This window comes from Denitratisoma sp. agr-D3, from assembly GCF_054658675.1.
Genome location: NZ_BAAGIA010000004.1, coordinates 43,057 through 56,323, shown reverse-complemented (window position 1 = coordinate 56,323; position 13,267 = coordinate 43,057). Strand labels below are relative to the sequence as shown.

The 13,267-nt window shown below is 65.3% G+C and carries 13 protein-coding genes; 8 read left to right on the top strand and 5 right to left on the bottom strand.

Annotated features, from left to right (window positions below):
* Nucleotides 1-54: 54 nt before the first annotated feature.
* Entirely contained in the window at nt 55-498 is a 444-nt protein-coding gene (locus ACYQ2U_RS12065; RefSeq protein WP_459950628.1) for a c-type cytochrome, read from the bottom strand.
* Nucleotides 499-630: 132 nt separating this feature from the next.
* Between ACYQ2U_RS12065 and ACYQ2U_RS12060 the strand changes: the two genes are divergently transcribed.
* Complete coding sequence (locus ACYQ2U_RS12060) at nt 631-1,692, top strand: hypothetical protein (RefSeq protein ID WP_459950627.1); 1,062 nt, start codon at nt 631-633, stop codon at nt 1,690-1,692.
* A 21-nt stretch (nt 1,693-1,713) separates the two neighbouring features.
* Here ACYQ2U_RS12060 and ACYQ2U_RS12055 read toward each other — a convergent pair whose 3' ends face one another.
* Nucleotides 1,714-1,935 carry a hypothetical protein gene (locus tag ACYQ2U_RS12055; protein WP_459950626.1) on the bottom strand — a complete coding sequence of 74 codons (222 nt, stop codon included), beginning with the start codon at nt 1,933-1,935 and terminating at the stop codon, nt 1,714-1,716.
* A gap of 85 nt (nt 1,936-2,020) precedes the next feature.
* Complete coding sequence (locus ACYQ2U_RS12050; protein ID WP_459950942.1) at nt 2,021-2,722, bottom strand: pseudouridine synthase; 702 nt, start codon at nt 2,720-2,722, stop codon at nt 2,021-2,023.
* A 202-nt stretch (nt 2,723-2,924) separates the two neighbouring features.
* Between ACYQ2U_RS12050 and ACYQ2U_RS12045 the strand changes: the two genes are divergently transcribed.
* The gene (locus ACYQ2U_RS12045) at nt 2,925-3,794 is read left to right on the top strand and encodes a 23S rRNA (adenine(2030)-N(6))-methyltransferase RlmJ (protein ID WP_459950625.1); all 870 of its coding nucleotides are present in this window, start codon (nt 2,925-2,927) and stop codon (nt 3,792-3,794) included.
* Nucleotides 3,795-4,124: 330 nt separating this feature from the next.
* Here the strand turns inward: ACYQ2U_RS12045 and ACYQ2U_RS12040 are convergent, their stop codons facing one another.
* Nucleotides 4,125-6,464 carry a DNA internalization-related competence protein ComEC/Rec2 gene (locus ACYQ2U_RS12040; RefSeq protein WP_459950624.1) on the bottom strand — a complete coding sequence of 780 codons (2,340 nt, stop codon included), beginning with the start codon at nt 6,462-6,464 and terminating at the stop codon, nt 4,125-4,127.
* A 116-nt stretch (nt 6,465-6,580) separates the two neighbouring features.
* On the opposite strand from ACYQ2U_RS12040, the gene ACYQ2U_RS12035 reads away from it, so the two are divergent.
* From ACYQ2U_RS12035 to ACYQ2U_RS12010, 6 genes are all read left to right on the top strand, one after another.
* Entirely contained in the window at nt 6,581-7,663 is a 1,083-nt protein-coding gene (locus ACYQ2U_RS12035) for a potassium channel family protein (RefSeq protein WP_459950623.1), read from the top strand.
* A 320-nt stretch (nt 7,664-7,983) separates the two neighbouring features.
* Entirely contained in the window at nt 7,984-8,529 is a 546-nt protein-coding gene (locus tag ACYQ2U_RS12030; protein ID WP_459950622.1) for an iron transporter, read from the top strand.
* A 2-nt stretch (nt 8,530-8,531) separates the two neighbouring features.
* Nucleotides 8,532-10,016, top strand: a complete 1,485-nt coding sequence (locus tag ACYQ2U_RS12025) for a carbohydrate porin (protein WP_459950621.1) — start codon at nt 8,532-8,534, stop codon at nt 10,014-10,016.
* A 9-nt stretch (nt 10,017-10,025) separates the two neighbouring features.
* Nucleotides 10,026-10,358 carry a cupredoxin domain-containing protein gene (locus ACYQ2U_RS12020; protein ID WP_459950620.1) on the top strand — a complete coding sequence of 111 codons (333 nt, stop codon included), beginning with the start codon at nt 10,026-10,028 and terminating at the stop codon, nt 10,356-10,358.
* Nucleotides 10,359-10,368: 10 nt separating this feature from the next.
* Nucleotides 10,369-11,172, top strand: coding sequence for an FTR1 family iron permease (locus tag ACYQ2U_RS12015; protein ID WP_459950619.1), 804 nt, complete (start codon nt 10,369-10,371; stop codon nt 11,170-11,172).
* Complete coding sequence (locus tag ACYQ2U_RS12010; protein WP_459950618.1) at nt 11,165-12,556, top strand: 4Fe-4S binding protein; 1,392 nt, start codon at nt 11,165-11,167, stop codon at nt 12,554-12,556. The genes ACYQ2U_RS12015 and ACYQ2U_RS12010 overlap by 8 nt, the downstream gene beginning before the upstream one ends.
* 27 nt (nt 12,557-12,583) lie before the next feature.
* Here ACYQ2U_RS12010 and lolD read toward each other — a convergent pair whose 3' ends face one another.
* Nucleotides 12,584-13,267, bottom strand: a complete 684-nt coding sequence (gene lolD, locus ACYQ2U_RS12005) for a lipoprotein-releasing ABC transporter ATP-binding protein LolD (protein ID WP_459950941.1) — start codon at nt 13,265-13,267, stop codon at nt 12,584-12,586.

The following is a 13,267-nucleotide window of genomic DNA, read 5'->3' as shown; positions in this document are numbered from 1 at the left end:
TTAATGCTTCAAGATGTGCCTACGGCCCCCTCTCAGGCACACCGACGATCCGGCTCAGTCCTTGAACTGCTTGTGGCAGGCCTTGCAGGACTCATGCACCCGGCTGTAGGCCTTTTCCACCGGACCGCGCTCGCCCTTCTCCGCCGCGACCAGCAATTGGTCGGTGGCGGTCATGAATTCCTGCTTCGCCGACTCGAATTTTTCCGGCGTTTCCCAAACGCCGGCCTTGGCATGACTGGGGGGATAGTTGGTGTCGGCACCGAAGTACTGCCATGGTCCCTCGCGTTTGGTTACCAGGTCCTTGGCCAGTTCGCGGAAGCGGTCGGCCTTGAAATCCTCTTCCCGCAACATCACGCCCATGGGTTCGAAGGTTTTCAGCATCGCCTTGAAGGCGGCCTGGCGATGGGCCACGGGCTGACCGGGGCGGGTGTCCTGCACCGGGCCGCAGGCCACCAGCAGACTAGACAGGGAAAGACAGCAAAAAAGCGTACGCATCATGGCAAGGGTGTCGGGAAAACAAAGGCGGTACTCTACCGCCAGTTTCGTTTCGCTTTGCTGTCGCCGCCTAAAAAGCAGAGGCCATGACCCCATCGGGGCGATAATGGCGGGCTGTCCATCTTGTTTTCCGCCATGTCCGCCACTGCTGCCCTTCCCGCGACCGACGCTTCTATCCCGATCGACCCCGCCCTCGTGGCAACGGCGGCGGGTCACGTGGCCGACATCCTGGCCCAGGCCATCGAGCACAGCCCGGAGCTCCGGGCCGTCGTGGTCTTCGACCGGCAATGCGCCCTGGCCGCCACGGTGACGGAAGCCTATCGCCGCAGCCTGCCCACCGCCCGCTTCATCGATTTCGACGCGGTGACGGCAGACGCGGTGCTGGCCGCCTTCGCCGCGTTGTCGGCCGGCGACCTGGTGGTGCTGATCCAATCCACCAGTTTCCGCCTGGAGGCCTTCCGCATCCGCGTCGAGTTGTTCAAACGCGGCCTCAAGGTGGTGGAACACCCCCACCTGGCGCGGATGAAGGCCGACGAGGCCGACCGCTACGTGGCCTCATTGGCCTACGAGGGCGATTATTTCCGCACCACCGGGCTGGCCCTCAAGCGCCACATCGACACTGCCCGTGGCGGCGTCATCGACAGCGGCAACGGCGCTCTGCTGACCCTGGCGGGGCCCCTGGAAGGGGCCAAGCTGAACGTGGGGAACTACCGGGAAATGAAGAACGTCGGCGGCCAGTTTCCCATCGGCGAGGTGTTCACCGAATCCCTCGACCTGGAAACAGTAGATGGCAAGGTGCGCATCTACGCCTTCGGCGACCAGGATTTTTCCGTGAACCTGCCGCCCCAGCCCATCACGCTGACCGTGCGCCGGGGCCGGGTCGTCGCCACCGAGGACGCCACCCCGGCCTTCGCGGCGGTGCTGGAGGACATCCGCGCCGAAGAGGGCGAAATCTGGGTGCGGGAACTGGGCTTCGGCCTCAACCGGGCCTTCAGCCCGACCGTGACGGTGCACGACATCGGCACCTACGAACGCATGTGCGGCATCCACCTATCCCTCGGCTGCAAGCACATGAGCTACGACAAGCCCCAGATCAAGCGCGCAGACGCCAAGTACCACGTGGACGTCTTCGTCTTGACCGAGTGCTTCCGCCTCGACGACGCGGTGGTGTACCGCGACGGCGCGTGGACCGTCTAGGACACGTGCGACAGGCCGGACTTACTTGCCGGTGCTGGGCGCACTGGATACTTTAGTCGCCACTTCAGCCGCCTTGCGCACCTCGGCCAAGTCGGCCTTGACCTTGGCGTACTGGGCGCCGGTGTGGGCCCTTTCCTGGGCGTTTTCCTCGCACCGCTGGATTTCCAGTTCCTCGAGTCTCAGCCGCAGGTCGAACTCCCGCTCGATCAACTCGATCATGGTCAGTCTGCTTGTATTTGTCATGGCCGCTCCTCCTTTGCATAGAGGCAATTATCCGCCGGGGCATGACAACAGGTTTTGACGCCGATTAAAACAGCGCGACCTTTTCTTAGAACTTCTCGCCTTCCCGCAGATAACGCCACTGTCCCAGGGGCAGGTCGCTGAGGGGGATGCGCCCGATGCGCACCCGCTTCAAGCCCACCACTTTCAGCCCCACCAACTCGCACATGCGGCGAATCTGCCGCTTTTTGCCTTCCCGCAAGACGAAACGCAACTGGTCCTCGTTGGACCAGGAAACCTTCGCCGGACGCAGGGGTTTGCCATCCAAGCTTAGGCCGTGATTGAGGAGTTTCAAACCGTTTTCCACCAGCTTGCCCTCGACCCGGACCAGGTATTCCTTTTCCACTTCGGAGTCGTCGCCAATCAATTGCCGGGCGATGCGACCGTCCTGGGTCAGCACCAGCAGACCGGTGGAGTCGATGTCCAGCCGACCGGCCGGCGCCAGGCCGCGCAAGTGGGCGGCGCTGAAGCGGATGTCCCGATCCTGACCGAACTGGTTTTCCGGCTTGATCAGCACGGCGGCCGGTTGGTAACCGTCCTCGGCCTGGCCGGAGACGTAGCCGATGGGCTTGTTGAGCAGAATGGTGACGCGCCGCCCCTGCTGCACCTTGGCCCCCTTGTCGAGGGTGATAACGGCCTTGGGATCGGCACGGGTGCCCAGCTCGGTGATGCGCTTGCCGTCCACGAACACCAAGCCCTGCTCGATGTAGCCGTCGGCCTCGCGCCGGGAACACAGGCCGCGCTCGGCCATGAGCTTGGAAACCCGCACCCCGAGGGGATTGTCTCCCGCCGGACGGGAAGCAGACGAGGACGATGAGGGCGCGGCGGCGGACGCGGCCGCCACCTTGCGGAAGCGGGGCTTGGGGGGCTGATTGTCGGAAGAGTTCATCCGGGGATTTTACCCGTGGTACTGTTGCGCCCCGTCATCCCCACCCTTTGCCGCCTTTTCGAGCATGCTTAGTTATCGTCACGCCTTCCACGCCGGCAATCACGCCGACGTCCTCAAGCACTTCGTCCTGGTGCAATTGCTGCGCTATTTCAACCAGAAGGACAAGCCCTACTGGGTGGTGGACACCCATGCCGGCGCCGGGCTCTACGCCCTGCAAGACGATCATGCCGCCAAGAACGCGGAATACGAGACGGGCATCAGCCGCCTCTGGCAGCGGGACGACCTGCCCCCGGCCCTGGCCGACTACGTGGCCCTGGTGAAGGAACTGAACGGCAAGAGCGACCGCCCCCGCTACTACCCCGGCTCGCCCTGGCTGGCCCTGCGCCTGATGCGGGACGACGACCGCCTGCGGCTGTTCGAGCTGCACAGCACCGACGTGAAGAACCTGGCCAACACCATGGCCCGGCGCTTCCCCGACCAGAACAAGCGCTACGCCATCCGCCAGGCCGACGGTTTTGCCGAGATCAAATCGGTGCTGCCGCCGCCGCCCCGACGCGGCCTGGTGTTGATGGACCCCTCCTACGAGGACAAGCGGGACTACCTGCGCACCCTGATGACCCTCAAGGAAGGGCTGTCCCGTTTCCCCACTGGCACCTACGCGGTGTGGGTGCCCCAACTGCAACGGGGCGACGCCCGCCAGTTGCCGGAAAAGCTGGCCAAGCTGCCCATGAAGAGCCACCTCACCGTGGGCATCACCGTGGCAGCCCCAGCAGAAGACGGCTTCGGCATGCACGGCAGCACCATGTTCATCGCCAATCCGCCCTGGACCCTGGAGGCCACCCTCAAGGAATGCCTACCCCTGATCGTGGCAGCCCTGGCCCAAGACGACAGCGCCAGCTTCCACCTGGAGTACCGGGAACACACGGCTAGCTGAGGCACGCCACCCTTGCCCGGAAAACGAGCAGGCACAAAAAGCCCAGCCTCGGCAGCCACTTAAGTCGCCTGCTCAACAACGCCCCCCAGGGTTGTCCACAGCTTCTGTGTAGAAGTGCCCAATCCCCCTCGTCCAGGCCCTCAACGCCGGGGATGGCGGCGGCTTTTTCACGACAAAAAGAACCAGAACGCCCAGCCGGGGCTCCCGACACCGCCGTTGCCCATAAAACGGGCAAAGCGAAAAAGCCCAGGACCGGCAATCACTTAAACCGGGTTCTCAACAACGGCCCCCAGGCTTGTCCACAAGTTCTGTGAGCAACCGGCCCGTTGTTCACCGCCCATGCCAATAGCGCCGTTGCCCCTCGCGTTCCCTCACCAGGAGCGGACCGTTTTGGTCGAAGGTGACCGTGAGGGCGCCATCAAAATCGGTTCGCCCTTGGGCCACCGCACCGTAGCGGGCGACGATGTCCTCCTTGGGATGACCAAAGCGGTTCCGATAGCCGACGGGAAACAAAGCCAGGCGCGGGGTCACGGCGGTGATGAAGGCCTCGGTGGAGGACGTGCGACTGCCGTGATGGGGCACCACCAGCACGTCCGCCGCCAGGTCCGCGTGCCGCGCCAGGAGTTCCGCTTCCGAAGCTGCCTCGATGTCGGAGGGAATCAGGACGCTGCCCGACGAAGTCGTCACTTTCAGCACACAGCTCATGTCGTTGCTTTTGCGTGTCGGCTCGTCATGGCGGGCGAACACCGGATGCAGCACGCTGAAATGCACACCGTCCCAAGTCCATTCCTGTCCATCGAAGCAAGGCCGGGCAGCCGACGCCTGGGCCAGCAGTTCATGGTGTGCCGGCAGGGCATGGATCATCCAGGTTGTGGACACCGCCTCCAACACCGAGGCGGCGCCACCGGAGTGGTCCTTGTCGGCATGGCTCACCACCAGCCCGTCGAGACGCGTCACGCCGACCGCCCGCAGATAGGGAACGATGATGCGATTGCCGCTGTTGGCCTCGGGCGAAAACAAGGGACCAGTGTCGAACAGCAGATCGTGGCGCGCCGTCTGCACGTGGACCGCCAAGCCCTGGCCCACGTCCAACACCACCACTTTCGCCATGCCCGCCACCGGCCGTTCGAGCGGTAGCAGGAACAGGGGTAGGCACAACACCGCCCCCAGCCAACGGGCGGGAACCCCCCGGGGCGCCAGCAGCCAGAGCACGCCGGGCAAGGCGAAGGCCAGGGCCCAGGGCGGCGGCGCGGCCTGCTGCCAGACGGCCCAGGGACTGGCCGCAAGGTAGTGGCACGCGTCCAGCAGCCGATCGGTGAGCCAGGCCACCAGGGGCAGCAAGCCACCCAACCCAGGCACCATGGCGGCCAAGGCCAAGGGGGTGATGATGAAGCTCACCAGGGGAATGGCGAAAGCGTTGGCCAGGGGCGACACCAGGGAAAACTGCTGGAACAGGGCCAACAGCAGGGGCACCATGCCCGCCGTCATGGCCCACTGGGCGCGGCCCCAAGCGGACAGCCAGCCATGCCCGCGTGGCTCTTCCCCCACCCGTGCACTGCCGACGTAAAACAGCAGCGCCACGGCACCGAAAGACAGCCAGAACCCGGCCGACAACACGGCCCAGGGGTCGAGCACCAGCACGACGCCGAGGGCCAAGGCCAGCACCTGGTGGCTGGCCACGGTACGCCGCGCCGCCAGGGCGGCGGCCACCACCGCCAGCATATAAAAGGTGCGCTGCGCCGGTACCGCGAAACCCGCCAGCAGGGCATATCCCCAGGCCGTGACCATGCCGGCCAAGGCCGCCGCCCGAGGGGTTGCCAGGCAATGGACCAGCCGCGGCGAACGACGCCAAAAGAAAGCCGTCAAGCTATAGACGAGGCCGGCCACCAGGGTAATGTGCAAACCGGAAACGCTGAACAGGTGGGTCAGCCCGGTACGGGAAAAATCCTGCCACTGGGACTGGGCGATACCGCGTTGATCGCCCACGGCCAGGGCCACCAGGACGCCCTTGGCCGGGCTGTCGCCGAGGATGGCCTCGAAGCGGCCGCGCACGGCCTCGCGCCAGCGCTCGATGCGGTTCATGGGGCTGGGCACGAAGGTCGCCAGACGCTCATAACCGGCGCTGGCGCGGACGTAGCCGGTGGCACGCAGGCCCTGCTCCAGCAGCCAGGCCTCGTAATCGAAACCGTGGGGATTCAGGTTGCCATGGGGCCGCTTGAGGCGCACGGTAAAGCGCCAACGCTCGCCGGCATGGACGGTCTCCAGGGGCAGGGATTCGCCGGCCTCGTCCAGTTGCCGGCTTTGGTACCAGGCCAGGGAAATCAAGCCGGGAACACCGACGGGCGCCTGCTCGACCCGGAAGACGAAACGCCAGCCGTTCTCGAAACGCTGGGGCATGGCCGCGACCACCCCGACCACGGCCACGTCGCGGCCCTCCAACGCCTCGGCCAGGGCATCGGCCATGCGCTGTTGGGCGCAGAGTCCGGCCCAGGCCAGGCCCAGCAGGAAAGCGCCGCCCCAGAGGATCAGCCGATGGCGACGGCAGGCCCGCGGCAGGCACAGCGCGACACCGAGCGCACCCGCCGCCGTCAACCCGGTCCAGCCGGGCAGCGTAGCTTGCCATTGCAGGCAGGCAATGCCGAGGGCGAAGGCAATGATTCCCGTTGTCATATTTTGGGATTCTACGGTCACGGGGCGCCCCCGACGAGCGCCAGGCCGGGCGTTACGGGTTACACTGCACCCCGCCCGCCAAGGCGGCGCCCGTGCAACACAGGAACTCCCCAGCCGTGGAACCCAGGATCAACCGCTTCGAGCACATCAAGCCCAAGGTCAGGAACAACCAGCTGCCCCGCATCCTGGTGCGCATCTATATTTCCCTGGGCATCCTGCTGTTCCTCATCGCCACCTCGACCCTCGGCTTCCGTTACCTGACGGAACCCATCGCCGACTGGTCGGACGCCCTGTACATGACCCTGATCACCATCACCACCGTGGGCTACGGTGAAATGGTGCGCATCGACACCCTGGGGGAGCGCCTGTTTGCCGGCTTCGTCGCCCTGGGCGGTTTCGGTACCCTCACCTTCCTGTTCACCAGTTTTTCGGTCTTCTTCCTGGAAGGGGACTTGGACGACACCTTGCGGAGACGGCGCATGGAAAAGCAGATACGCAAACTGCACAACCACTTCATCATCTGCGGCTTCGGCCGCGTCGGCCGCAACGTGGCCCACGAGCTGGTGCAGACCAACCGCCACTTCGTCGCCATCGACCCGGATGAGGTCCGGCTGGAGGAAGCTCAGGAAAAATATCCCGGTCTGCTCTATCTGGCCGGCGACGCCAGCGACGACGACCTGCTGGTGGCCGCCTATCTGGCCGACGCCCGGGGCGTGTTCGCCGTCACCGGCGACGACAGCCGCAACCTGATGATCACCCTCACCGCCAAGCAGCTCAATCCGAACATCCGTATCGTCGCCCGCTGCAACGAGGTGCGCAATGTGGAAAAACTGAAAAAAGCCGGCGCGGACACTGTGGTGTCCCCCGACTTCACCGGCGGCATGCGCATCGCCTCGGCCATGATCCGGCCCCAGGTGGTGTCCTTCCTCGACGAAATGCTGCGCTCCGAGCATCGGCTGCGGGTGGAAGAAGTAGTGGTGCCCCGCGAATTCGAGCCCACGCCCCTCGCCAACCTGAGCCTGCACAGCCCCAATTTCATCCTGCTGGCGGTCCGCACCGGCAGCGAGTGGATGTTCAATCCCACCGGCGATTTCCTGCTGCGACCGGGCTACGCCCTGATCGCCATGGCCTCGCCCCAGGGCCGCCAGGAGATGGAAACGGCCCTGCTGCCCGTCGTGGACGACCTCGCCACCGAATAATCCCGCCCTCCCCTTGGCCCGGCGGCCTGCCAAGCCCCGGCCGGCCCCTATGGGCCCTCGTGCCGTCCAAACAACACTTGACCCTGTGATGATCGCGGCCTCTTAATAAGAATAATTCTTATTGATATACTGCCGCCATGGTTCGCGGTCGGAACCTCCTTGATGCGGGAGAAGGGTGGACTCTCGGGATGGCGGCATTTTCCCGGCCACGATTTCGACAGGCATCGCCCTCTATCAATGCAGTCCTCAAGCCAGCCAGTCACCTAGGCGCAGCGCCACGGCGCTCCCGGTCAGCCAGCCAGAGATTTCAGGAGTTGAACATGTCGTCCACCCGAAAAATCCTTGCTGTGCTCGCCTTCGCCGCAACCCTGTCCGCCCCTGCCCTGGCCCTGGAATACCCCATCGGGGTGCCCCAGCAGCGGGCCGGCATGGAAATCGCCGCGGTTTACCTGCAACCCATCGAAATGGAACCGGACGGCATGATGCGCAAGGCCTCCGAATCCGACATCCACATCGAAGCCGACATCCACGCCCTGTCCAACAACCCCAACGGTTTCGAGGAAGGCGCCTGGATTCCCTATCTGGCCGTGAAGTTCGAAGTCAGCAAGATCGGCGGCGACTACAAGGTCGCCGGCGACTTCATGCCCATGGTGGCCAACGACGGTCCCCACTACGGCGACAACATCAAGCTGGCCGGCCCGGGCAAGTACAAGGTGAAGTACACCATCCTGCCGCCTTCCGCCAATCCCCATTCCCATTTCGGTCGCCACACCGACCGCGCCACTGGCGTTCGCCCCTGGTTCAAGCCCTTCGAGGTTGAATACGAATTCACCTACGTCGGCATCGGCAAAAAAGGCGGGTACTGATCATGAAGCTGACACGACTGACTGCTGCCCTGATGGCAGCAGGGGTGGTGCTGCCTGCCTTCGCCGCCCCGACCGCCGCGCCCAGCCCGGCCCTGCTGGAAAAGCTGATGAACCGGCTGGAAAAGCTCGAAGCCCAGAACGCCGCGCTGGAAAAGGAAGTCAAAGCCCTCAAGGGTGAGAACGAGCGCATTGCCGTCGCCCTGGACAGCCCTCGCCTGTCCGAGGAGGAGCCCGACCTGACCGTGCGCCTGAAGGCCGTTGAAAAGGACGCCCTCAACATGAAGAAGGCCGCCAAGATCGCCGAGTCCTTCGACGGCATCAAGGTGGGCGCCTCCCTCGTCACCGTGGCGCAGACCGCCCGGGGCCTGCCGCGCGGCGTCGAGAACGGCGTCAGCCAGCTCAACTACCGGGCCGACATGTCGGTGGAACTGCCCCTGGCGCCCATCAGCGACATCGAGCACAAGCTGTTCGCCCACATCCGCTTCGGCCAGGGTCAGGGCCTCAACAACGCCTTCACCAACCTGGGCCACTTCGCCAGCGCCCCCAACGCCATGGCCTTCCGCGCCTCGGGTCTCGACCCCGACAACTCGGTGGCCATTCTGGGCCAGGCCTGGTACCAAGCGGCGATTCCCCTGCCCTACGGCGGCTTCAAGCCCTACTCGCGGGAAACCCTGGAGCTGACCTTCGGCAAGATGGACATCTTCGGTTTCTTCGACCAGAACACCGCCGCCGGCGACGAGTCCAAGCAGTTCCTCAGTTCGATCTTCGTCCACAACCCCCTGCTCGATGCGGGTGGCGAAGTTGGCGTCGATGCCAACGGTTTCCAGCCGGGTTTCATCGCCGCCTATCGCAACTACTTCGACAAGACCCAGCCCTGGAAGCTGTCCCTGGGCATCTTCGGCGCCGGCAGCAAGGGCGCCAACTACCAGCGCAGTCTGTCCTCGCCCCTGGTCATGCTCCAGGCCGAACAACAGCTCAAGCTGTTCGGCGGCCTCAACGGCAATTACCGGGCCTATCTGTGGAACCGCAGTCAGGGCAACGACTTCGACGACACCCAGGCCCGCCACACCGGCGTCGGCATTTCCATCGACCAGCGCGTGGGGGATGGCGTGAACCTGTTCACCCGCTACGGCAAGCTGGTCAAGGGCGAACTCAAGTTCAACCAGGCCCTGACCCTGGGCGCGGAATTCTCCGGCGGCTATTGGAGCCGGGGCGCCGACTCCATCGGCGTAGCCACCGCTTGGCTGCAATCGGGCAAGGGCTATCGCAACAGCACGGCCACCGCCTGGCTGGATGGAAACAAGAGCCAGGCGGCCTACACCTTCACGCCGGAAGGCGCGGAAAAGGTCACCGAGCTTTACTACCGCTACCGCATGTCGCCCCAGTTCGAGTTGTCGCCGGACTTCCAGTACATCACCAACGCGGCGGGTAATCCGGATGCCAAGGCGGTCAAGGTCTTCGCCCTGCGTGCGAATATTGCTTACTAAGGCCTCATCATGAAAAAAACGCTCTTTTCCGTGGCCCTCGCTGTCCTGCTTCCGACATTCAGTGCCATGGCCGACGATCTGCCGACCTTCCAGTTGCTGATGAAGAACGGCCGCTTCTATCCCGAAACCGTCGAAGTGCCCGCCAACACCCGGTTTCGCCTGGAGGTGAAGAACGAAGGCCCCGGGGCCACGGAATTCGAGAGTCTCGAACTGAAGAAGGAACTGGTGCTGGCCCCCGGCGTCACCCGCAGCCTGGTGTTCTTCCCGATGAAACCCGGCACCTACAAGTTCTTCGACGACTTCCATCCCGACACCGGCCAGGGCCGGATCGTGGCGAGGTAAGGAGGCTGCCATGGGTAACGCCCTCTTCGTGGTGTGGCGCGAAAGTCTCGAGGCCTTCCTGATCGCCGGCATCCTCTACGCCTGGCTCAAGGTTAACGACGACTCCGGCCGTGGCCGCCACGCCCTGTTTGCCGGCCTGGCCGCCGGCGTCGGCCTCGCTCTGCTGCTGGGTTGGGCGTTGCTGACGGTGCAGGACGAACTCACCGGCAACGCCCTGGAACTGTTCCAGATCGCCACCCTGTTCGTGGCCGCCGCCCTCATCACCCAGATGGTGCTGTGGATGAAAAAACACGGCCGGCAAATGAAGACCCGACTGCACCAGGACCTCAGCAGCGCCGCCGAGAAATCCGGCTACTGGGGCGTCGCCGTGGTGGCGGCCCTGGCCGTGGCGCGGGAAGGCGCGGAAACCGTGATCTTCCTCTACGGGCTGGCCCAGGGCGGCGAATTGAGCGCCCTCGCCGTGGGCGCCGTGGTCGGCTTCGCCGCCGCCGCCGTGACCGCCCTGCTTGCCGCCAAGAGCCTGGCCCGCCTCAACATCGGCCTGCTGCTGCGCCTGTCGTCCATCTTGCTGCTGGTCCTGGCCTCGGCCCTGCTCGTTTCCGCCGTGGACCGGCTGATCGGCAGCGGCTGGCTGCCCCCCCTGATGGACCCGGTATGGGACAGTTCGGCCATCGTCGACGACACCACCACCGCCGGCAAGCTGGTGGCCGATTTCGCCGGCTACCGTGCCCGTCCGGCCCTCAGCACCCTGCTGGCCTGGGCCTTGTACTGGTCCGCCGTCTTCTTTGCTTCCCGTCGCCTACGCCGTGAATGAACAGGTAATCACCTTCCACCCGCAAGCCCCCAAGGGACGCCTGGAAAAACTCGGGCTGTTCCTACGTCGCCATCGCACCCCCATCATCGCCACCCAATGGGTGGTGGTGGTCGTTTACGCGGCCCTGGTGATCCTGCCCGCCTTTCTCCCCCTGCCGCCGGAAGGCGCGCATATCTGGGACAACCTGCGGCTCTTCGCCCAGTTCTGTTTCTGGGGCCTGTGGTGGCCCGGCGTCATGATCGCCACGGTAAGTCTGGGCCGGGTCTGGTGCGGCATGCTCTGCCCGGAAGGCTTCATCTCCGAATGGATCAGCAAGTACGGCCGCGGCAAGGCCCTGCCCAGTTGGCTCAAGTGGTCCGGTTGGCCCTTCGTCGCCTTCGTTTGCACCACGGTGTATGGCCAGTTGGTGAGCGTTTATGAATATCCCCAAGCCGCCCTGCTGGTGCTGGGCGGCTCCACCATCGCCGCCATCGTCATCGGCCTGCTCTATGGTCGGGAAAAGCGCATCTGGTGCCGTTACCTGTGCCCCGCCTCCGGCGTCTTCGCCGTGCTGGCCAAGATCGCCCCCCTGCACTACAAGGTGGACCGGGCCGCCTGGGACAAGCACCACGAGGCCTTCGAGCCCGTCAATTGCGCACCCCTGATCGACGTGCGGCGCATGACCAGTGCCTCCGAATGTCATGCCTGTGGCCGTTGCGCCGGGCAGCGGGACGCGGTGGCCTACTCCTGGCGCTCGCCCTTCGCCGAGGTGCTCGACATCGGCACCCAGGCGCGGACGCCCGACGCCCTGACCTTGCTCTACGGCGTGCTCGGCGTCGCCACCGCCGCCTTCCAATGGACCGTCAGTCCCTGGCTGCTGTCAGTCAAGCTATTCCTCGCCGACTGGCTGGTGGAGCACAACTATTTCCTGCTGCTGGACAGCGACGTGCCCTGGTGGTTGCTCACCCACTACCCGGACGCCAACGACCTGTTCACCTGGCTGGACGGCGCCCTGGTCCTGGGCTACCTGCTGGGCGGCGGTTTCCTCCTCGGCAGCCTGCTCTGGCTGGGGGCGCGCCTAGCCAGCCTGGCGGCCCGACACACCGCCCTCACCTGGCAGCGCTACACCCTGGCCTTGGCCCCCATGGCCGCCGCCAGCGTGATCCTGGGGCTATCGATGCTGACGGTGACCCACCTCAAGGCCGAAGGCTTCTGGCTCGGCTGGCTGCCCTATTTCCGCACCACGCTGCTGACCCTGGGCAGTCTCGGCAGCCTGTGGCTGGTCTGGGGCCTGGGCCGGGTCGCCGCGCTGGGCTGGGGCCGACGCATCGCCACCCAGGCCATCATGGCCCTGCCCACGGCCCTGATGGTGGGCATCTGGTATCTGGTCTTCTTCGTCTGGTAAAGCGGGGCCGCGCCCCGCTCCCGGCCCTCAGGCCAACGCCACGAGACCGCCGTCGCTGAGGCGGTAGCGGCGGGCCAAGCGCCCCGCCAGTTCCAGGTCGTGGGTCACCACCACCAAACCGGCCTGACGCTCTTCGTTGAGGGACAGCATCAGGTCGAACACTTCCAAGGCGGTATGCCGGTCCAGGTTGCCCGTGGGCTCGTCGGCCAACAGGCAGGCCGGTTCCGTCACCAGGGCGCGGGCGATGGCCGTGCGCTGGCGCTCGCCGCCGGACAGTTCGCCGGGACGGTGGTGCAGGCGATGGCCCAGGCCCACCCGTTCCAGCATGGCGGCGCTGCGGGCCAGGGCCTCGGCCTTGTCCAGACGCCGGATCAATAGCGGCATGGCGACGTTTTCCAGGGCGGAAAACTCGGGCAGCAGGTGATGAAACTGATAGACGAAGCCCAGGCGCTGGTTGCGCAACTGGCCCCGCTCTTTTTCCGAGACCAGCGCCAGATCCTGGCCCAGCAGGGTCACCGTGCCGCTGGAAGGCGCGTCGAGCCCGCCCAACAATTGCAGCAGGGTGCTCTTGCCGGAACCGCTGGCGCCGACGATGGCGACGGACTCGCCCTTGGCCAGGGAGAAATCCACGCCCCTCAGCACGGGCACTTCCAGGTCCCCCTGCCAGAAGGACTTGCCCAGGCCCTGGCAAGCCAGCACGACCTCGTTCAT

Excerpts from the sequence above, each read along its gene's own strand:
- ACYQ2U_RS12040 (WP_459950624.1), bottom strand. The coding sequence starts at position 6,464 with ATGACAACGGGAATCATTGCCTTCGCCCTCGGCATTGCCTGCCTGCAA.
- ACYQ2U_RS12020 (WP_459950620.1), top strand. The coding sequence starts at position 10,026 with ATGAAAAAAACGCTCTTTTCCGTGGCCCTCGCTGTCCTGCTTCCGACA.
- ACYQ2U_RS12025 (WP_459950621.1), top strand. The coding sequence starts at position 8,532 with ATGAAGCTGACACGACTGACTGCTGCCCTGATGGCAGCAGGGGTGGTG.
- ACYQ2U_RS12050 (WP_459950942.1), bottom strand. The coding sequence starts at position 2,722 with ATGGCCGAGCGCGGCCTGTGTTCCCGGCGCGAGGCCGACGGCTACATC.
- ACYQ2U_RS12055 (WP_459950626.1), bottom strand. The coding sequence starts at position 1,935 with ATGACAAATACAAGCAGACTGACCATGATCGAGTTGATCGAGCGGGAG.
- ACYQ2U_RS12030 (WP_459950622.1), top strand. The coding sequence starts at position 7,984 with ATGTCGTCCACCCGAAAAATCCTTGCTGTGCTCGCCTTCGCCGCAACC.
- ACYQ2U_RS12015 (WP_459950619.1), top strand. The coding sequence starts at position 10,369 with ATGGGTAACGCCCTCTTCGTGGTGTGGCGCGAAAGTCTCGAGGCCTTC.
- ACYQ2U_RS12065 (WP_459950628.1), bottom strand. The coding sequence starts at position 498 with ATGATGCGTACGCTTTTTTGCTGTCTTTCCCTGTCTAGTCTGCTGGTG.
- ACYQ2U_RS12060 (WP_459950627.1), top strand. The coding sequence starts at position 631 with ATGTCCGCCACTGCTGCCCTTCCCGCGACCGACGCTTCTATCCCGATC.
- lolD (WP_459950941.1), bottom strand. The coding sequence starts at position 13,267 with ATGAACGAGGTCGTGCTGGCTTGCCAGGGCCTGGGCAAGTCCTTCTGG.
- ACYQ2U_RS12045 (WP_459950625.1), top strand. The coding sequence starts at position 2,925 with ATGCTTAGTTATCGTCACGCCTTCCACGCCGGCAATCACGCCGACGTC.